18 protein-coding genes and 1 pseudogene are annotated in these 18347 nt (G+C 71.9%); 10 read left to right on the top strand and 9 right to left on the bottom strand.

Annotated elements, in window-relative coordinates; genetic code table 11:
* Window positions 1-212: 212 nt before the first annotated feature.
* Window positions 213-680 (bottom strand): MarR family winged helix-turn-helix transcriptional regulator, encoded by a 468-nt coding sequence (locus ACF08D_RS16185; RefSeq protein WP_392223258.1) that lies wholly within the window; start codon window positions 678-680, stop codon window positions 213-215.
* A 214-nt stretch (window positions 681-894) separates the two neighbouring features.
* On the opposite strand from ACF08D_RS16185, the gene ACF08D_RS16190 reads away from it, so the two are divergent.
* From ACF08D_RS16190 to ACF08D_RS16215, 6 genes are all read left to right on the top strand, one after another.
* On the top strand, window positions 895-1773 hold the full coding sequence (locus ACF08D_RS16190; RefSeq protein WP_392223259.1) for an STAS domain-containing protein: 879 nt from the start codon (window positions 895-897) through the stop codon (window positions 1771-1773).
* The gene (locus ACF08D_RS16195; RefSeq protein WP_392223260.1) at window positions 1770-2180 is read left to right on the top strand and encodes an STAS domain-containing protein; all 411 of its coding nucleotides are present in this window, start codon (window positions 1770-1772) and stop codon (window positions 2178-2180) included. The genes ACF08D_RS16190 and ACF08D_RS16195 overlap by 4 nt, the downstream gene beginning before the upstream one ends.
* Complete coding sequence (locus tag ACF08D_RS16200) at window positions 2164-2754, top strand: anti-sigma regulatory factor (RefSeq protein ID WP_392223261.1); 591 nt, start codon at window positions 2164-2166, stop codon at window positions 2752-2754. The genes ACF08D_RS16195 and ACF08D_RS16200 overlap by 17 nt, the downstream gene beginning before the upstream one ends.
* 38 nt (window positions 2755-2792) lie before the next feature.
* Window positions 2793-3797, top strand: a complete 1005-nt coding sequence (locus ACF08D_RS16205; RefSeq protein ID WP_392223262.1) for a SpoIIE family protein phosphatase — start codon at window positions 2793-2795, stop codon at window positions 3795-3797.
* Complete coding sequence (locus ACF08D_RS16210; RefSeq protein WP_392223263.1) at window positions 3770-5053, top strand: PP2C family protein-serine/threonine phosphatase; 1284 nt, start codon at window positions 3770-3772, stop codon at window positions 5051-5053. Before ACF08D_RS16205 ends, ACF08D_RS16210 begins: the two co-directional genes overlap by 28 nt.
* Before the next feature lie 161 nt (window positions 5054-5214).
* Window positions 5215-5721, top strand: a complete 507-nt coding sequence (locus tag ACF08D_RS16215) for a MarR family transcriptional regulator (protein ID WP_392223264.1) — start codon at window positions 5215-5217, stop codon at window positions 5719-5721.
* A 104-nt stretch (window positions 5722-5825) separates the two neighbouring features.
* Here ACF08D_RS16215 and ACF08D_RS16220 read toward each other — a convergent pair whose 3' ends face one another.
* Window positions 5826-6713 (bottom strand): sigma-70 family RNA polymerase sigma factor, encoded by an 888-nt coding sequence (locus ACF08D_RS16220; protein ID WP_392223265.1) that lies wholly within the window; start codon window positions 6711-6713, stop codon window positions 5826-5828.
* Between the two features lie 70 nt (window positions 6714-6783).
* Here ACF08D_RS16220 and ACF08D_RS16225 point away from each other — a divergent pair, with 70 nt between their 5' ends.
* On the top strand, window positions 6784-7290 hold the full coding sequence (locus ACF08D_RS16225; RefSeq protein WP_392223266.1) for a carboxymuconolactone decarboxylase family protein: 507 nt from the start codon (window positions 6784-6786) through the stop codon (window positions 7288-7290).
* A gap of 418 nt (window positions 7291-7708) precedes the next feature.
* Here the strand turns inward: ACF08D_RS16225 and ACF08D_RS16230 are convergent.
* Window positions 7709-7798 (bottom strand): annotated as a pseudogene (locus ACF08D_RS16230) (IS5/IS1182 family transposase); the annotation flags it as partial.
* Window positions 7799-8681: 883 nt separating this feature from the next.
* On the opposite strand from ACF08D_RS16230, the gene ACF08D_RS16235 reads away from it, so the two are divergent.
* Together ACF08D_RS16235 and ACF08D_RS16240 are read left to right on the top strand one after the other, a co-directional pair.
* Complete coding sequence (locus tag ACF08D_RS16235) at window positions 8682-11921, top strand: RHS repeat-associated core domain-containing protein (protein ID WP_392223267.1); 3240 nt, start codon at window positions 8682-8684, stop codon at window positions 11919-11921.
* Window positions 11922-12447: 526 nt separating this feature from the next.
* Entirely contained in the window at window positions 12448-12834 is a 387-nt protein-coding gene (locus ACF08D_RS16240) for a hypothetical protein (RefSeq protein WP_392224073.1), read from the top strand.
* A 13-nt stretch (window positions 12835-12847) separates the two neighbouring features.
* Here ACF08D_RS16240 and ACF08D_RS16245 read toward each other — a convergent pair whose 3' ends face one another.
* The 6 genes from ACF08D_RS16245 to ACF08D_RS16270 form a co-directional block, all read right to left on the bottom strand.
* Window positions 12848-13474: a DUF1707 domain-containing protein gene (locus tag ACF08D_RS16245; protein ID WP_392223268.1), complete on the bottom strand. Its 627-nt coding sequence runs from the start codon at window positions 13472-13474 to the stop codon at window positions 12848-12850.
* Between the two features lie 34 nt (window positions 13475-13508).
* Window positions 13509-13910, bottom strand: coding sequence for a hypothetical protein (locus ACF08D_RS16250; protein ID WP_392223269.1), 402 nt, complete (start codon window positions 13908-13910; stop codon window positions 13509-13511).
* Between the two features lie 128 nt (window positions 13911-14038).
* Entirely contained in the window at window positions 14039-15043 is a 1005-nt protein-coding gene (locus tag ACF08D_RS16255) for a MerR family transcriptional regulator (RefSeq protein ID WP_392223270.1), read from the bottom strand.
* Between the two features lie 3 nt (window positions 15044-15046).
* On the bottom strand, window positions 15047-15721 hold the full coding sequence (locus ACF08D_RS16260) for a HEAT repeat domain-containing protein (RefSeq protein ID WP_392223271.1): 675 nt from the start codon (window positions 15719-15721) through the stop codon (window positions 15047-15049).
* A gap of 178 nt (window positions 15722-15899) precedes the next feature.
* Complete coding sequence (locus ACF08D_RS16265; protein ID WP_392223272.1) at window positions 15900-16643, bottom strand: GNAT family N-acetyltransferase; 744 nt, start codon at window positions 16641-16643, stop codon at window positions 15900-15902.
* Window positions 16644-16913: 270 nt separating this feature from the next.
* Window positions 16914-17792 carry an NAD(P)-dependent oxidoreductase gene (locus ACF08D_RS16270; protein WP_392223273.1) on the bottom strand — a complete coding sequence of 293 codons (879 nt, stop codon included), beginning with the start codon at window positions 17790-17792 and terminating at the stop codon, window positions 16914-16916.
* Window positions 17793-17927: 135 nt separating this feature from the next.
* On the opposite strand from ACF08D_RS16270, the gene ACF08D_RS16275 reads away from it, so the two are divergent.
* Window positions 17928-18296 (top strand): winged helix-turn-helix transcriptional regulator, encoded by a 369-nt coding sequence (locus ACF08D_RS16275; protein WP_392224074.1) that lies wholly within the window; start codon window positions 17928-17930, stop codon window positions 18294-18296.
* Window positions 18297-18347: the final 51 nt, after the last annotated feature.

Genomic DNA, 18347 nt, shown 5'->3' on the forward strand with positions numbered 1-18347 from the left:
CCAGGTAAGAGTGTTTCCTTGGGTGCACAGTTGTCAAACGACAACTATTGCGCCACCGTCACGGCCCGTGCCGCCAATCCCCCGCCCCTCGGGCCCGGCGGCCCGTCGGGTGGTCGGCGCGGCGGGACCGGCGGTCCGGCAGGCGGACGGCTCGGCGGCGCCGGCGGGTCCTGGCGGGTGTGGCGCGGCCCGGACACCGGACACGGGTCGGCTCAGGTGTCGCGGCGGCTCCAGCCGAAGGACGCCACCTCGCGCAGCCGGGCCAGGGCCATCTCGCAGGCCTCCTTGGCGGCATGCAGCCGGTCGTCGGAGCGGGGCAGCGCGGCCGCGATGACCCGGGCGTACTGGGACCGCATCTCCTCGACGGCCTCGACCCCCTCCGGCGTCAGCGCCAGCACCGCCCTGCGCCGGTCCACGGCGTGCGGGCGCCGGGCCAGCAGCCCGGCCGTCTCCAGGCGCCCGCAGAGGCGGCTGGCCGACGCCGGGGTGATGTCCAGCGCCCTTCCCAGCTCGGTGAGCCCCAGCTCCTCGGACCGCTCCACGGCGGCCAGGGCCCGCAGGCCCAGGCGGGGTACGGGATCGGGGGCGCGCAGCGCCACGTACTCCCACAGGGCGACCAGTGCGGCCGCCGCGTTCGCCGCGTCCGCGTCGCCTCGGGGCGCCGCCCTGCTCTTCTGCACGCCTGTCCCGGGTGTCTGTGTGTGGCCGTCGCTCATGTGCCGCTCGGGGCGCCCGTTCCTCGCCCGTTGTCGCCCGTCGCCGGCGTCGCCGCCGGTTCGCTTCCCTGCTCGTGCCCGGCCGGGGCTGCCGCATTCCTGCGAGCGGCGGGGTCCCTGCGGCGGCCTGGGTACGGGTATATTTGCCGCGCGACAACTATTGCGAAGGTGGATGGTCATGAACGCCAGTGGGCCCGAGGCTCGCATCCATGTCCTCGCGGCCCTGCGGGAGGCGCCTGACAAGGTAGCCGATCGCTGGGTGCAGTTGCAGCTGGAGCAGGCGGTCCTCGGCACCGGGATCACCGAGGCCGAGCTGCGCGAGGAGGCCGACCTGCTGGTCGACGCCCTGCGGTCGGGCCTGGAGAGCGCGGAGCCCGAGGAGCGCGTGGTCGCCACGCACCCCGTACTGCACCGGGCGATCGTCGAGCTGTCGCTGCGCCGGGCGCGCGGCGGCGCCACGCCGACGGCCACCTCCCTCGCCGTACTGGCGCTGAAGGAGGCCCTGCTGGAGGCCGTGCAGCGGTCCACTCAGGACGCCGGCACCCTCTACACCGCCGCGCTGCTGGTCAACCGCCTCCTGGACGCCGCCGGTGCCCTGTCCTTCGAGACGTACGTGGAGGGGCGCGAGGAGATCATCAGCCGCCAGGGCCGGCAGCTGCTGGAGGTCTCGACCCCGGTCGTACGCCTGTGGGACCGCATCCTGGCGGTCCCACTCATCGGCACGCTCGACACCGCGCGGACGCAGGTGGTGATGGAGAACCTCCTGGAGGCCATCCAGCGCGACGAGGCGCAGGCGGCGATCATCGACATCACCGGTGTGCCCACCGTGGACACCGCCGTGGCGCACCATCTGATGCAGACGGTCAACGCCGTACGCCTTATGGGAGCGGACTGCCTGATCAGCGGCATCCGCCCGCCGATCGCCCAGATCATCGCCCAGCTCGGCATCGACCTCTCCGCCATCGAGACCCGGGCGACCCTGGCCGACGCGCTGGCCGCCGCGATGACGCTGACCGGCGGGACCGCCCGGCGGGCCGGCTCCCCGGCGCTCCGGTGAGCGCCCCGGCCGGTGCGGGCGTACCGATCCTGCGCCTGGGCGACGTGCTGGTGACGGGCATGCTCAGCGAGCTGGACGACAAGACTGCCGTCGCCTTCACCCAGGAGCTGACCGAGCGTGTCGTCGCCGACCGGGCGCGGGGCGTACTGATCGACATCTCGCGGCTGGAGATCATCGACTCGTTCGTCGCCCGTACGCTCATGGAACTGACCGCCTCCGCCCGCCTGCTGGGCGCCCGCGTGGTGGTGGCGGGGATGCGGCCCGCGGTGTCGATCACGCTGGTGGAGCTGGGGCTGCGCCTGACCGGGGTGGAGACCGCGCTCACCGCCGAGCAGGGCATGTCCATGCTGGGCTGGTACCGGAACGGCCTGCCTCGGGAAGGGGCTGCCGATGTCCCCTCACCGTGATCTGGAGGACGTCCGGACGGCGGCCGAGGACACCGGAGCGCCATCCGGAACGCCTGGTTCCGAAGACGCCGTGCCCGGGTCCGGGGCCGTCGTGGACGGGGCCGGGGCCGTCGTGGACGGGGCCGGAGCGGGCGAGGGCGTCGGCGGCGTACGGGACGGGGACGAGGACGGGGACGGCGCCACGCACCCGCTCCGGTCCGAGGAGGACCTGCTCGCGGTGCGCCACGCGGTACGCGCCGCCACCCTGCGCCTCGGCTTCAGCCTGGTCGACCAGACCCGGATCGTCACCGCCGCGAGCGAACTGGCCCGCAACGCCTACATCCACGGGCACGGCGGGACATGCGAGATCCGTACCGTGCGGCGGGACGGCCGGACCGGGCTCCAGCTGTCGGTACGCGACCAGGGGCCGGGGATCCCGGACGTCGAGGAGGCGTTCACCGACGGGTACACCACCGGTGCCGGGCTGGGTCACGGGCTGGGCGGCGCCCGGCGCCTGATGGACGAGTTCGACGTCCGGACCGCCCCGGGGCGGGGCACCACCGTCGTCGCGATCCGCTGGGCCCGGCCCCTGTGACGCCCGCCCAGGCGCCGGGCCGCCCGCCGGCCGTCCACGTGCCCATCGACCATCACAGCGCCGTCCAGGTCGCGGCGGCCCAGGCCGGTGCCATGGCCCGCGCCTGCGGGCTGCCCGGCGGGCTGCCGGACCGGGCGGCCGTGCTGGCCAGCGAGCTGGCCAGCAACATCGACAAGCACGCCCGCAACGGCGCCCTGTACCTCCAGCCCGCCGCCGTCGGCCGCGGCATGGACATCTTCGGCGTGGACCGGGGGCCCGGCATCCGCGACCTCGACCAGAGCTTCACCGACGGGTACACCACCACCAACACGCTCGGGGCGGGGCTGGGCGCGATGCGCCGGATCGCGAGCCACTTCACGATCCGCTCCGGCGCCGGGTACGGCACGCTGGCGCACGCCTGGATCGCCGACCCCCGGCTCCCCCAGGAACAGCCGGCGGCCGTGGGCGCGCTGAGCCTGCCCGCCCACGGCCGGGCGGAGTGCGGCGACAGTCACGCCCTCGTACGCCATGGGGAGACATGGACGGGGCTGGTCCTGGACGGGCAGGGCGACGGGCCCGAGGCCGCCGGGGCGGTTCAGCGCGCCGTACGGACCTTCCGGCCCCTCGCCGATCACGGGCTGCCGGAGATCATGACGGCGCTCGACCGGGCGCTGCGCCACACGAGCGGGGCGGCCGCCGCGCTGGTGCGCACGCACGCCGACCGCGCCGAGTACTGCGTGGTGGGCGACATCCGGGTCCTGGCGCTCTCCCCGCGCGGGGTGGAGCCGGAGCCGGCCGGCCGGCCGGGGGTCGTGGGGCACGGGATGCCGCCGCCGCGCACCGGGACCGTGCCGTGGCAGGCGGACTCCGTCGTCCTGGTGCACACCGGCGGGGTCGATCACCGGTGGATACGGGACGCCTCCGCCGTACACCTGCGACTGCCACCGCCGCTCTTGGTGGCCTCGCTGATCCACAGCCACCGCCGTCGCCGCGATGACGCCACCGCCCTCGCCTTCGGCGCCTCACAAGGGGCGACATGCCGCGTTACACCCTCAGCACCCTGACGGAATTACGGCGGACGGCACGGGGCATCGCGCTGTCGCACCGCCTCACGGCCGAGCACCGCGCCCGCCTGGTCCTGTCGCTCAGTGAGGCGAGCGCGCCCGCGCTGAGCGGCGGGCAGGCGGTCACGGTGACGGTCGCCACCGGCCATCGTTCCGCGGGCTCGGAGGGCACCGCGCTGCTGGTGATCACCCTGCGCGCCCCCGTACGCGGCACGGGGGCCTGGCGGGAGCCGGAGCGGCTGCCGCTGCCGGGCCGCGCCGACGCCGACGGTTCGCTGGTCTGGTCCCTGCCCGTCGACGGCCGGCCCGCGAGGGTGCCTCCTTCCCGTACGCCGCCGCTCCCCCGCCCCGCGGATCCGCCGGCGCCCGCGCGCCCGGCGGGGGACGTGACCGATCACTCCCTGCTGGAGGAGGAGCTGCGGGAGGCGATGGCCCGTGCCGACGCGCTGGCGGCGGAGCACCGCAGGCTGGAGCACGAACTGGCGGCGACCAACAACGGCGTGATGGCCCTCTTCGTCCAGCTGGAGGAGCGGGACGAGCATCTGCGCCGGGCGCACGGCCGGACGCTGCGCGCCCTGGAGGACGCGCTGCGGCCCCGGCCGCTGGAGGTGGCCGGTCTCGAACTGGCCGTCCACTACGCCCCGGCCGGGGTCGACGATCCCACCGGCGGGGATCTGTACGACTGGTTCGCCCTGCCGGACGGGACGGTCCACATCACCGTGGTGGACGCGCTCGGGCACGGGGTCACCAGTACGCGTACCGCGCTGACCGTGACGCACGCCGTACGGACCCTGGTGCTGGAAGGCCATCCGCTCGACACGATCGTGGAGCGCACGGACCGGCTCCTGACACCGTTCGACCCCCGGGTGATGGCGACCGTGCTCCTGGCGCGGCTCGACCCGCGCACCGGCGACCTGCGGCTGGCCAACGGCAGCCACCCTCCCGCGCTGCTCGTCCGCCCCGACGGAACCGCCGAGTTCCTGGAGGTGCGCGGGCGCGGCATCGGCTACCCCAAGCCCGGCAGCGAGCGGGTCCTGCGCACGCGGCTGCACCGGGGCGACCTGCTGGTCCTGTACACGGACGGCCTCACGGAGAACCGCCGCGATCTGCGCCGGGGAGAGCAGTTGCTGCTCCAGTCCGCCCGGCGCCACCGGCGCGAGAGCACCGCGCGCATCCCCGGCGCCATCGCGGCCGAGCTGCTCACCCGCGTCCTGCACCACGACGACACTCTCGCCCTCGCCGTCCGCCTCGTGTGACCCGTACGGGCCCCCGGCGCGGGCGGCCGGGGCCCCTCGCACCGGGCACGCCGGGTGCCCTAGGCTGGGTCGTCTCCGCCGACCGGCACGCCCGACGCTGAATGAGGAGTCCCGTGTCTCAGAGACTGACAAGGGCGTTGCGAAGTGTCACAGTTGATGACATGCATGCCGATACCTCTTCACGCGCCGACCGGGATGCCGCCGCGCATTCCGCCCGAGAGGTCATCGAACTGCTCGAGGTGCTCTGGAGCAAGGGGCGGGACTCCACCTCGCCGGCGCCCGTCTCGACCTCGCAGCTGCGGGTCCTGTACATCCTGGAGCGGGACCAGCCGATCAACCTGCGCACCCTGGGGGACGTGCTCAAGTCGGCGCCCTCCTCGGTGAGCCGGATGTGCGACCGGCTCGACGCCCTGGGCTTCGTGGAGCGCTCCCCCAGCTCGGCCAGCCGCCGGGAGCTGGAGCTGCGCCTGTCGAAGCGTGGCGAAACGTACTTGCAGGACCTCCGTGCCCGTCGCGAGGCCGCGCTGCTGGACGTCATCTCCACCATGCCGGCGGCGGACCGTGCGGCGCTGGCGGCGGGGCTGAGCAGCTTCCGCCTGGCCACGGACGACGCCGCCGGCCGGCCGGAGAAGGCCGCCGGCGGCGGGACTTCGGCCGAGTCCGCCTGAGCGCCGGCGCCCGGGCGGATGCCGACTATCCGTCAACTCACCGTGCCGTCAGGACGTTTCGGTGCGCGAGGTGCGAACTGCTGTGGTGGCGGGGGCCGGTGCCGTCAGGCGGGCAGGGGGAGGGTGGCCAGGCGCGTCGGGTCGGTGAGGATGTCGAGTGCGGTGATCCGGCCGTGCCGGATCGTGAAGGACATCACCGACAGCGGGCGACCGTTCTCGCCGTACGAGACCACGCCCGGGGAGCCGTTGACCAGCACCACGCGTGCGTCCAGCGCGTAGCGGGCGAAGGTGATCGCCTGGGAGGCCACGTCGCCGGCTCCCCGGCGGGTGTGGCACGGCAGGAGCGTGCCGCCGTCGGATCGGGCCGTGATGGCGGGGTCGAGGACGGCGAGCAGGGCGTCGAAGTCGCCGCCGCGCGCGGCCCGGAGGAAGGCGTCCACCACGTCGCGCTTGCGGGTGACGTCCGTGTCGGCGGGTGGCGTGGCGCCCCGGACGCGGCGGCGGGCGCGGCTGGCGAGCTGGCGGGTGGAGGCGGAGGTCCGGCCGAGGAGCGGGGCGATCTCGTCGAAGGGCACGTCGAACATGTCGTGCAGGACGAAGGCGAGCCGCTCCGCCGGGGACAGGGTCTCCAGGACGACCATGAGCGCGATCCCCACCGAGTCCGTGATCAGGGCGCCCTGCTCGGGGTCGGTGGCCGGCAGGCCGCTGATGACGGGGTCGGGTATCCGGACGCGGTCGTCCGGCTCGGTCAGCGGGTCCTCGCGGCGAGTGGTACGGGACCGCAGCATGTCCAGGCAGACCCGGCCGACGACCGTCGTCAGCCAGGCGCCCAGGTTCTTCACGCCGCTCACATCGCTGCGGTCGAGCTTCAGCCAGGTCTCCTGGACGGCGTCCTCGGACTCGCTGAGCGAGCCGAGCATCCGGTAGGCCACCGCCCGTAGGTGGGGCCGCTCCGCATCGAAGCGCTCGGCCAGAAAAACGTCCCCGTTCACCTGTCACATCCTCGTCGCGAGATCCGTCGGTCGTGTGAAGGACGCTAACCGATGAACGAGGAGAGTCTCGATGACTGCCAGTACCGCCACCGCCGCCGCCTCCATCTCGCGGATGGAGGACCCGGCCAGGTTCGTTCCCGAGCTGAGCGACGTCAGCGCGGCGCTCTTCCGCGCCACGGGCAACCAGTCGGTGCCGCGCACCACCATCAACCTGATCCATCTACGCGCCGGGCAGATCGCCCACAACACGTACCTGACCATCCTCAACACCAGCTTCCTGCGCAAGGCCGGCGAGACCGAGGAGCGCATCACCGCCGTCTCGTCCTGGCAGGACGCGCTCTGCTTCACCCCCGCCGAGCGCGCCGCCCTCGCGCTGGTGGAAGCGACCCTCCAGCCCGCCCCGCACGGCCGGGAGCGCGTCACGGACGCGTTGTACGCGGAGGTGGCGCAGCACTACGACAACAAGGCGCTGGCCACCCTCACCGTCGCCATCGGCCAGATAAGCTTCTTCACCGCCCTGGCCGTGATCGGCAAGCCCAAGCCGGTCACGTCCCTGGGCGAGAACCAGTGGGACTAGAGTGTGTCGCTTTGCTCGGTTGGTCGGTTGGTCGGATGTACCCGTCCGATTGCCAGTCATGGGATGTGGGACTGGATCGAGCCGCTGATGCCGCCCGATCCGGTCCGCGGTGGGCCGATCACCACCGACCCTGCTGGCCATCGCGTGGAAAGTACCTCACCTGTCAACCCTGGCGGACCATCCCGACGAGCTCCGCTCGTTGCAGACCGCCCACAAACGTCCGGCGGTCGCCCACCGGCTTTCGACTCCGAGCCGCATGAGCAACGCAACGCGGTCGAGCGTTGTATCAGTCTGTTGTCGCAGTAGCGCGACTTGGCCGTGCAAGCGGACATGCTCGCCATCGCCTATCAGGCCGCACTCCGCCTCGTCGCCCCAGTCATGATGGCACGGCGGGAACGGACAGCTTCCACAAGATTCAGTTGACGACCTGGCGCCGGTGCCGAACGGGCCGGCCCATCCGGCCCGGCGCCAGCAACGGAGCAACCAACGCCCACGACCCATCCGTCAGTCCGGAGACGACCCAGGCAGTCTCGTTCGGATCATGAAGGTGAGCTGCTGCTCGGTAAGATTGACGGCCCGAGGGGCAACGAGATTGACGGTCCGAGGGCCAACGAGGGGGTGTGATGACGCTTGTCATCGAGCTGCGGCGGGGGGTCTCAACCGCTCGGACCGGACGGAAGGCAGGGCCGCGCCCCGCGACGGGGGCAGTTGAGCGGATGGTCGTCGATGACGAGCTCTGGGCGGCCCTGGCAGCGTTGGGCCGGCACCGTTTGCCCACCCTGGCTGACGTAGATCCTTACGGGGAGACCCTGCTGCGCGGTGATGCCGTGGACCGCATGGTGCGTGAGCTTGAAGGTTCGGATCTTGCTCGGCTGCGAGGCACCGAGAGCCAGGCCATCTCGACGCTACTGGCCTGGGGGCCTGCGCTGCCGCGTGGACAGAGACCTGCACCTTGCCTTCTCTGGCGATTAGTCCGCCACTTTCCGATCATCTGATCGCTGGTCGGGTGTGCCGTTGACTGACGCAGAGTGGGCGCGGATCGAGCCCTTGCTCCCGGACCCGACTCCGAAGCGGGGTGGCCGATGAGAACATTCCGGACGGTCTGTGCAGCGCCTCTCGCAAGCGCGCACCCGGCAAAGGTTGCTCCCTGGCAAGGATTTGCACAGGCACACACCCCCTGTGTGATTGACCTGAAATCGCCCGTGTGTACGAGTAGTTCGAGGGCAGCCCCAAGCGTCGCGTGAACAAATTGTGGAATGTTGTGTGCGCCGCGTGGCCAGTGGGGTCACGGTGGCGACTCTTCCTGTGGGGGGAAGTTGATGCATTCCCGTGCCTCGGGCACGTCTCTTCGGCGTGCCCGCAGAAGTTCTCGTTACGCCTTCGCCGCTGCGATGACGACCGTGTGTCTGGTGGTGCCCGGTGTGCCGGCGCTGGCGGCGCCGATGCCCGAACCCGAGCTGCCCAAGCCCACGTCCCCGTGGACCACGCCGGGTAAGCCGGTCACCGCGCCGCCCACTCCGTCGGGTCAGACCCGTGCTCCTGCGTCCGAGCCGGAGGCCGAGCCTTCGGCCGAGGTCGCGGCGTGGCGCGCAGCCCAGGAGATCCGCGCGGCGGGCGGGACGCCGACCGCACCGGCCACACGCAGCGGCACTCTTGCGAGTGCCGCGGAGACGACGTATGTGCCTGAGGGGCAGGGGCAGGTTCCCTGGCACCAGTTCTCCGACACGCGCCTGCACGATGCTCTGGTCGCGCGGGTGAACCTGTCCAACGGCAACCTGATGCTGGCGGCGACCGACTTCAGCATCGCCGGTGTCGGCAGGCAATTGCAGCTCACCCGCACCTACAACTCACTCGACGCGGCCTGGGGCAAGATGTCCCAGCGGTGGTGGCAGGGCTACGAGCGCTACGCTCAGATCCTCCCGGCGGAGGTCGTGATCCATGACGCGACCGGTGACGCCATACGCTTCATCAAGAAGGCCGACGGCACGTTCACCACCCCGGCCGGCTATTCCAAGGACCTGACGAAGAACGCGGACGGCACCTACACCCTGACCGACCGCAAGTCCGGCTCCGAAGACACCTACAACGCCCACGGCACTCTTACCAAGGTCACGGACAAGAACAAGGGCACTATCACCGTCGATCAGTACGACGAGACGGCCGAGCACAAGGGCTTCAAGTTGACCGAGACCCGCTCCGGTCGCTGGATCGACCTGGTCAAGACCGACGCCTCGCAGTGGCAGGCCAAGGACCACACCGGCCGAACCGCCGTCTTCGACCTCAACCCAGCCGGGGAGATCGCCAAGGCCACCGATACGGCGGGCAAGACGACGTCGTACGACTATGACACCTCGCGTCGCGTCACGAAGGTCACCACACCCGAGGGCACGGTCACGCTGTTCACCTACGACGCCCACAACCGGGTCAGGTCGGTGCAGCGCGTGACTGGTTCGAACGGCAGTGGCCACACCGGGCCGACCTGGCGCTACGACTACTCCGGCGCCACCCCGTCCGCAGCGGGGACTACCACGGTGACCGACCCCGACGGCGACAAGACCGTCCACACGCACAACGCCGACGGCGAGATCACCAAGGTCACCGACCCGCTCGGCCACTCGCGGTCCAAGACGTACAAGAACCGCCTGGTGCAGACGGCCACCGACGCGATGGGCACCGGGACGGGCGGCACCGGCGGGAACATCACCGCCTACGGCTGGGACGCCCGCAACAACCCCTCCTCCGCCAAGCTGCCGACCGGAGCGACGGCAGACGTCTCCGCCTATCAGACCATCGCCGGAACCGATCTGCCCAAGAGCTTCAGCGCCCCGGACGGTCAGAAGGAGGACTACACCTACGACACCAACGGCAACACCGAGACGGTGACCACCACCGGGACGGCCGGCGGTCAGAGGTCGTACACGTACAACAAGGCCACCCCCACGTGCGGTGGGTTCGAGGGCCAGCGGTGCACGTCCAAGGACGCCAACGGCAAGGTCACCTCCTTCACGTACGACACCAAGGGCAACCTGGCCAAGGTCACCCCGCCCGCCCCGCTCGGGGCCGTGACCTACACCTACGACGGCCTGGGCCGGGTGGAGACCGTCACCGACGGCCGCGGCATCAAGAGCGTGTACGACTACGACACGCGTGACCGCGTCAAGAAGGTGTCCTCCACCAGCATGGCGGTGGCCTACACCTACGACGGGGACGGCAACCTCACCTCTCGTACCGACGCCTCGGGCACCACCGTCTGGACCTTCGACAAGCTCAACCGCGAAGCCACCCGTACCCTCCAGAAGGGCGCGCAGACGATCCTCGCGTACACGCCTGGCGGGGAGATCGACTACTACACCGACCCCAACGGCACCACCGACTACACCTGGGACGCCGCAGGACGTCTCGACTTCTTGACCGATCCGGCCGGCAAGAAGACCGACTACGACTACAACAACAACGACAAGCGCACCAAGACCGTCTACCCCGGCGGCACCACCCAGACCGTCACCCTCGACGAGTCCAGCCGCCCCGAGGCCATCAAGACCACCTCGGGCACCACCACCCTGGTCGACCTGACCTACACCTACGGCTACGGCCCCGGCGCAGGCACCGACGGCACGAAGATCCGCACCCGCACCGACAACGCCACCAAGCTCACCACCAGCTACACCTACGACTCCCAGGGCCGCCTGCAGTACGCCAAGGAAGCCAACGCCTCAGGAGTGAAGCAGGCATCCTGGCTGTACTGCCACGACAAGGCCGGCAACCTCACCCACTACGACTCCTCCGCCGCGACCTGCCCCACCACTCCCACCTTCGGCTACAACGACGCCTCCCAGCTCATCTCGAAGGGCGGCTCCACCGACGGCTGGGCCTACGACAAGTCCGGCAACGAACTCGCCGCCACCCCCGGCACCGGCTTCGCCCGCTCCAGCGAAACCTGGAGCGACCACAGCCAGCTCACCACCATCACCACCTCCGGCACCGCCCGCGACGCCGTCCACGCTGGCACCGACAACAGCGAGCGCACCAAGCTCGGCGACACCTGGTTCCACCACACCGCCCTGGGCCTGACCGGAACCACCACCGCCGGAGTCGACACCGGATTCATCCGCGAACCCGCGGGCACACTCAACTCCATGCGCACCGGGGGCAAAAGCTACTACTACCTCACCGACGCGACCGGCAACATCCTCGGCCTCGTCGACGAGCAAGGTGCCCGCACCCACACCTACGCCTACAACCCCACCGGCCGCGCCCGCGCCATCACCGAGTCAATTCCCCAGCCCTACCGCTTCGCCGGCGCCTACGCCGACCCCACCGGGCTGCACAAGATGGGCGCCCGCTACTACGACCCCAACACCGCCCGCTTCACCCAACCCGACCCCAGCGGCCAAGAGGTGAATCTCTACCTTTACGCCCAAGGTGACCCCATCAACCACACCGACCCCACCGGGCTGGACACGCGCAGCAACTGCCTCAAGGCCGGTCTGACATTTGTCGGAGCTGGACTCGGCCTAGCAGGGGTGGCAATTACTGCCCCATCGACGGCCGGAGCGAGCCTTGCAGCAGCCGGAGCTCTCGTAGCCGGAGCCGCGGGAGCCATCGACGCAGCGGAGAACCAATGCTTCTAGCAGGACGAGTGCTCGCAGGACTGGCAGCCATTGTCTTGATGGTCCTGGCAGTGATCGCTTTCATAGACGGCGACGGCATGCGAGGCACGTTGCTGACAACCGCCGCGCTGGCTCTCGCCATCGCCCCCTACCTGTCCAGAGCACGGAAGTAGGGACACAATCCGCGGGCGGTCAGCTCACCAGCTCATGGGCGCAGCGCCGCGCCCCCGGCTGATTTCCCTGGGCCCGGTGCCCGTTTCTCTACCGCGGCCCCGATCAGATGGCTCTGGTCGGGGCCGCGGTACGTCCGGGCGTCCGGGTTCGTTCCGGCGGTCAGGTGTTCCTGCCGGGCCTGGACGAGGCCGCGTGAGCGGACGTCGCCCTCGCTCCTGCTCGAGCGCATGGTCGAGGGCTTCAGAAGAGGCGAACGTGTCTTCGGCAGTCCTGCCTGGCCCAGCTCGCTCGACACCGGTGGCTGCGCCCGATCGCGGGGACGCCGGGCAGCCCGTAGACCGGACGTATGGTCCTTCGGCCGCCGGTGGAACCGATGCTGGCGCAGGCCCCTGACACGGTGCCCGCGCCGGGTGCGCTGCCCGGGGAGCTGCGGTTTCAGCCGAAGTTCGACGGCTACCGGGCGCTCGTCTTCACCCCATGGCCGACGCGCGGCCCGCTGCTGATCCAGTCCCGTTGCGGCAGCCTCATGCACAGCCGCGTCCCCGATCTCGTGGCCGCAGCCGCGCACCCGCCCGACGGCCTGGTCCCCGATGGCGAGCTGATCGTGTGGGTGGAGGGCCAGATGTCGTTCGAGGCGCTCCAGCGGCGAGCCGTCTCCGGAGGCCGGACGGCCGCCCGCCTCGCCCGCAAGATGCCGGCGCACTTCATCGCCTGCGACCTCCTCCAGCTCGACGGCAAAGCCCGGACGTGCGGAGCATGAGCGACCTACAAGCTCACGGACACTCTTGGGGCGCCGGGTTGGCCTCCAGTTTGCGGCGTTCGCGGCGGTTGGGGTGGCGGATCACCACGCCGGCCAGGCCGCCGGCTCCGGTGAGCCGGACCAGGGGGGTACCCGGGAGCCGGTCGGGGGTCGTCCGGTCCTTCAGACCGCCGGTCCCGGGGTCGATGCCGCCGGTGTCGGCGGCCCAGCCGTCGGGGAGGACGATCGTGACACCGGCCGTCTCCCCGTACGCCTCGACCACGATCTCCGGGAGGCGGCACTCGACCCGGGTGAAGTCGAGCTTCACACCGCCGAGGCCGCCGTGGGCGATCACATGCCCGGGCGCGTCCCACCGTCCGGGGCCTCGGGAGACGCCGGACAGGCCGCCCTTGAGGACCAAGGGCGGCTGGTCCGGTGTGGAGTTGGGCTGCGGCAGGTCAGCGGTCAGGGCGGCCAGCTCGGCGTAGGTCCTGGACGTCAGGGCCTGCTCCAGGCGCGTGTCCAGCTCGTCGAGGTCGATGCGCCCCTCGGCCGCCGCGTCGCGCAGCCGTTCCACCGTCGCGTCCCGGTCGTCGTGCGAAGCACGCAACTCGCCGGACGGAACAGGACGCGGAGAGGGCTCCGGAGGCTGGACGGTCATGACGGGAAGGATATGCGGCCCGGGGCCGACCCACCTAGACCTGTGTCGACGCCGGGAAGCGGGTGAAACCGGCGGCTCGGGTGGAGAACTCCGGCTCGACCCGGTCGCCGAGCGCCTGGCGCAGGCTTTCGGCGACATCGGGGGCCGGTTGTCCGAACACCTCGAAGCGGTCGACCTGGCAGTGCTTCATCACCTCCTGGATATGGGGGTCGGCCAGCTTCCAGTGGGTGCGGACCGCTTCCGAGTCCCGGTAGAGCTGGAAGCTGTGCGCGAGCATCCGCTGCTCGTCGATGAAGGTCTGCACCATCAGCTGCGGGCCGTGCTGTTCGGCGAACGCCACTGCCTGGGCGATGGCTTCGCGGAAGCCGGCCAGGTGGCCGTCGGTGATCCGCATGGTGTTGCGGAAGAGGAGAGTCTCGTTGCCGGAAGTCGTCATGGCTTCATCCTCGAACCTCAACCGTGGTGGGGGTCAAGGGCTTTGGGCAGTCCGTAGCTTGGACAACGGCTGCGTGCACGTTGCCGGCATGACACGTGACCGGTGCGATGCCGAGCTGCCGGGGCACCTCAGTCCGTGTCGCGCAGCCGCAGGAGGTACGTGGCGGTCAGCGCGACCGCGCGGTCCGCGTCGTGGGTCAGCTCCGCGAGGGCTGCCGCCGCCCCGGCCCCGGGGATGCCCGCCAGCGACTGGGTCAGGCGTCCCCGGGCGGGCGGGGCGGTGGTGGCGTCGGCGAGGCGGTGGACGATCCGGGCGGTGAGGTGCGCGGCCGTCGCGGTGTCGCCCGCCAGCACGCTCAGGGCGTCGGCCGCGTCGGTGTCGTTCCGGCCCTCCACGATCATGTCGATGAGCGTCGGAGCCGCTTCGGCCACGCCCCGTGAACCGAGGGCCAGGGCCGCCTGTCCGCGTACCACGGCATCGGGGTGCGCGAGGGCCGCGCCCAGGTGTACGTCGGCATCCGCGCCGGGCAGTTCGGTGAGGGCCCGCACGGCACGTTCCCGCACGGCGGCCACCGGCGAGGCGAGACCGGCCGCCAGCAGCGCCGGTGCCTCGCCGCCCGCGCGGGCCAGCGCCCAGCGCAGGGCGCCGGCGACGTGCGGGTCCGTCTCGCTCAGTACCGCCTCGACCAGCGCTTCCGCCGGCACCGGGACCTCGTCGGCGGAGTGGAGGGCCGCGCGCTGACGGGCTGCGGCATGCTGCGAACCCAGCGCCCTGAGAAGCGCGACGACTTGGAGGACGTCCTCCCAGCCGGCCGGGCCCGTGGCGTCGATCCGGCACAGCCGCGTGAGCAACTCCGTCTCCGCCGCGATGCGTTCACGCGTCTGGCGGATCAGGTCGCCCACCAGCGCCGACGGGGTGAAGCCCGGCTCGTCGAGCGCGCGGCCGATCTCCCGCAGCGACAGCCCCAGGGACCGCAGGCTCTCGATGTGGAAGACCCGTTGGACGTCCTCCGGGGCGTACTCCCGGTAGCCGGAGCCGGTGCGGCCCGACGGGCGCACCAGGCCGAGCGCCTCGTAGTGCCGCAGCATGCGCGCGCTGACTCCGGACCGCCGCGCCACCTCACCGATCAGCACGCCTCATCGTCCTTCCTGTCCCGGCCCGCCGAGGGCCACGACGCGCCTCGCTTCTTCGATGGCGTACGCGAATCCGGCGTCGGGGTCGCTCAGCAGTCGCCGCGTGGCGAGTGCGTGCGCGCGGGTGCCGGCGCCGGGTGCCGTCGTCGCGGCGAGCAGCGCCGGTACGCTCGCGTCGCCGAGCGCGACGAGGGCCCGGCTGAGGCTGCGGTGGGTCTCCGTCCCGCCCCGCCCGAGCTGGGCCGCCAGCGCGGTGGCGAGTTCCGCCTCCTCGCCTTCCGGTACGAGGAGGACGGCGGCGCGCCACGCGCTGCGGGCCACCTCGTCGTCGGGGTCGGCCAGCAGCGCGGGGGTGATGGCCGGCCAGGCCCGCCGGTCCCCGATCTTCGAGAGGGTGTGGAGGGCCTGGCTGCGTGCCTGGGCCCGCGGCGGCGAACGGACGTCACGGAGCAGCGCGGGAAGGGTCAGGTCCGACGGGTGGCGGGTGAGGGCCCAGGTGAGCATGTCGCGGACGAAGAACTCCGGCTCGGTGGCGCAGCGCTCGACGAGGGGCTCGATGTAGCGGGGGTCGGGCGTGCTGCCGGCGTCCAGCGCGGCCCGCAGGCGCACCGAGGCGTCGGCGTCCGCCAGCCGTCGCAGGGTGTGGGGCACAGGGGTGCCGGGTTCTGTGATCGCCATGAGAATCACCTCCTTGTCCGGCAGTGAAGACCTTGTCACGGTGTCAAGGTCAAGCGCCGCCGGCCGGCCACCGGCGAAGGCGAGCGTCGGAGCCGGTCGCCACGGCGTCCACCAGGGCGAGGCCGTCCGGGGCGGACCGTCAAGGCGGACCGTCAAGGCGGGCCGTCAGGGCAGGCCGTCAGGGCGTCCGGAAGCCCTGGAACGTCACGTGCTTGCGGGTGGTGAAGCCGAGCCGTTCGTACAGGGCGATCGCGGCGGTGTTCGCCTCGGCCACGTGCAGGAAGGGACGCTCGTGGCGGGCCAGGATGCGCGCGGCGAGCGCGCCGACCAGTCGGGCGGCGTGGCCGCGGCCCCGGGCCTCGGGGTCCGTGCAGACGGCGCTGATCTCGGTCCAGCCCGGTGGACGGAGCCGTTCCCCGGCCATGGCCACCAGAGTGCCGGAGGCGTCGCGGATGCCGAGGTACGTGCCGAGTTCGCGGGTGCGCGGCCAGAACGGGCCGGGCTGGGTCCGGGCGATCAGGTCGAGCATGTCGGGCACGTCGGCCTCGCCCAGTTCGACCACGGCGGTGCCGCTCGCCGCCTCCGCCCGGTCAGGGGCGGCCGGGAGCGCGGGAGCCGGATGCCCGGCGGGCCAGATCATCTGCCGGCCTTCGAGGACGAAGACGGGCTCCCAGTCGGACGGCGGGCTCGCCGGGCAGCTGAACATGTCCGCGAAGGCGTCCCGGCCCAGGAGCCGTGCGAGATCGTCCCAGTCCGTGCTCTCCGCCGCTGCGGGGACCGTGGAGAAGGTCGTGACGTCGGACAGGTAGGTGGCGGCCCGGCCGAGCCGGCGGCCGAGGGCCGCGTGGTGGCCGCGCAGCGACTCGCCCACCGGGTCGTCCAGCGCGATGTCGTCCCGGACCCCGGTGTCCCCGCTCGTCATGGTCGTGTGCCTTCCTCTCTGCGTACTGCCGGCCCGTCGGCGCCCGGATGTGCCTCGCCGCCCGCGCCCGTCCGGTGGACCCGGTGGCGCGGGGGCCATCATCTCCGACGGGCCTCCGCCCGTGGCCGGTGACCCCTGCCGGGAGGGGCGGTGGAGGGCCTCACCCCGCGTACGACTCCGCCCGCACGCCCTGCGCGTCGAGCGCGGCGCCGCCCGACCGGCGGGCCGGCGACCGGCCGGTGTGGGGGCCTGGCGCGGGGCCGGCAGCTCTCAGGCCGGGTGCCGGAGGCTCTCGATGATGCGGGCGAAGCCCTCGTGTCCATGACCGGCGTCGATCTGACGCTGGATCAGCCCCTGGACGGCGGCGACCACCTCCGTACTGACGCCCTGACCGGTACTGGCGTCCAGGATGTCGTCGAGGGACGAGAACACGAGGCTCTGCTGTCCCGCGACGGCGTAGTCACCACCGTCGATGACGGCGGCGTACTCCTCGAACGCACCGGTCATGGCGCGCAGCCACGGCGCGGCCATGGCGGCGAACTCGCTCGCGGAAACCCCGGCCGGCGCGACCATGGCGGCGCCGTGCAGGAACCCGGCGAACATCACGTACATACCCGCGAGGAGCGCGAGGTCGTAGAGGGACGCCATTCCGGCGTCCTCACCGTGGTACGTACTCGTCCCCCAGGTGTCGAGCAGGGGCTTGTACTGGTGGAAGGCGTCGGCCGCCCCGCTGTAGAGGACCGACGACCCGGGCTTGCCGATCATCTGCGGTACGGCCATGATGCCGCCGTCCAGGTAGGTGACGCCGCTCCGCTCCGCCCAGGCGGCCAGCTCCCGGGACTGCGCGGGGGACGTCGTGGTCACATTGACGACGGTCCGTCCGGCCAGCTCCCCGGCGAGCGGGTCCAGCACTTCGTGGACGGACGCGTGGTCGAGCAGGCAGACGATCACCACCGGGCCGGCCCGCACCGCGTCGCGGGCCGTGGCGGCGGCCGTCGCGCCCCGCGCGGCGAGCGCGTCGGCCTTGCCGGCTGAGCGGTTCCAGACGGTCGTCGGGTGGCCGGCCCGCATCAGGGCCTCGGCGAGGGCACCGCCCATGGCGCCCAGCCCCAGCACACTGACCCGCTCCTGATGGTTCTCCGTGGTCATCGAGGGTGTCCCTTCGTGTTCCGCGTTCTCGCTCCGATCCTCTCCGCCACCGGTACGGTGGACCAGTACCGACTTGAAAGTGGGGTACGCACCTGCGGGTAAGTGCCCGTCGTGCGGGAGGGGATGGACGAGCGGATGGCGAAGTCGGCGCGGCGCGGCCCGTACTTCTGTGGAATCGACGCGGCCATGGACGTCGTGGCCGGCAAGTGGAAGTCGCTGATCCTCTGGGAGCTGGAGCAGTACGGGGTCCGCCGGTTCGCCGAGCTGCGGCGCGGCCTGCCGGGGGTGAGCGAGAAGATGCTGATCCAGCACCTCCGGGAGATGGAGGAGGACGGGCTGGTGCACCGGGAGGTGTACCGCGAGGTGCCGCCCAAGGTGGAGTACTCGCTGACCGAGCACGGCGTCTCCCTGAACGCCGCTCTCGCGTCCCTGGGCGAGTGGGGCACCGCACGCATCCGGCGCATCGGGGCCGAGAAGGTCGTTGCCCCGGCAGACGGCGGTTAGGGTCGGTGGCCGCACGCACCCCGCACCTCGCCTCACTCCCCGCCCCCAGTT

Source organism: Streptomyces sp. NPDC015131 (assembly GCF_043079975.1).
Lineage (GTDB): Bacteria > Actinomycetota > Actinomycetes > Streptomycetales > Streptomycetaceae > Streptomyces.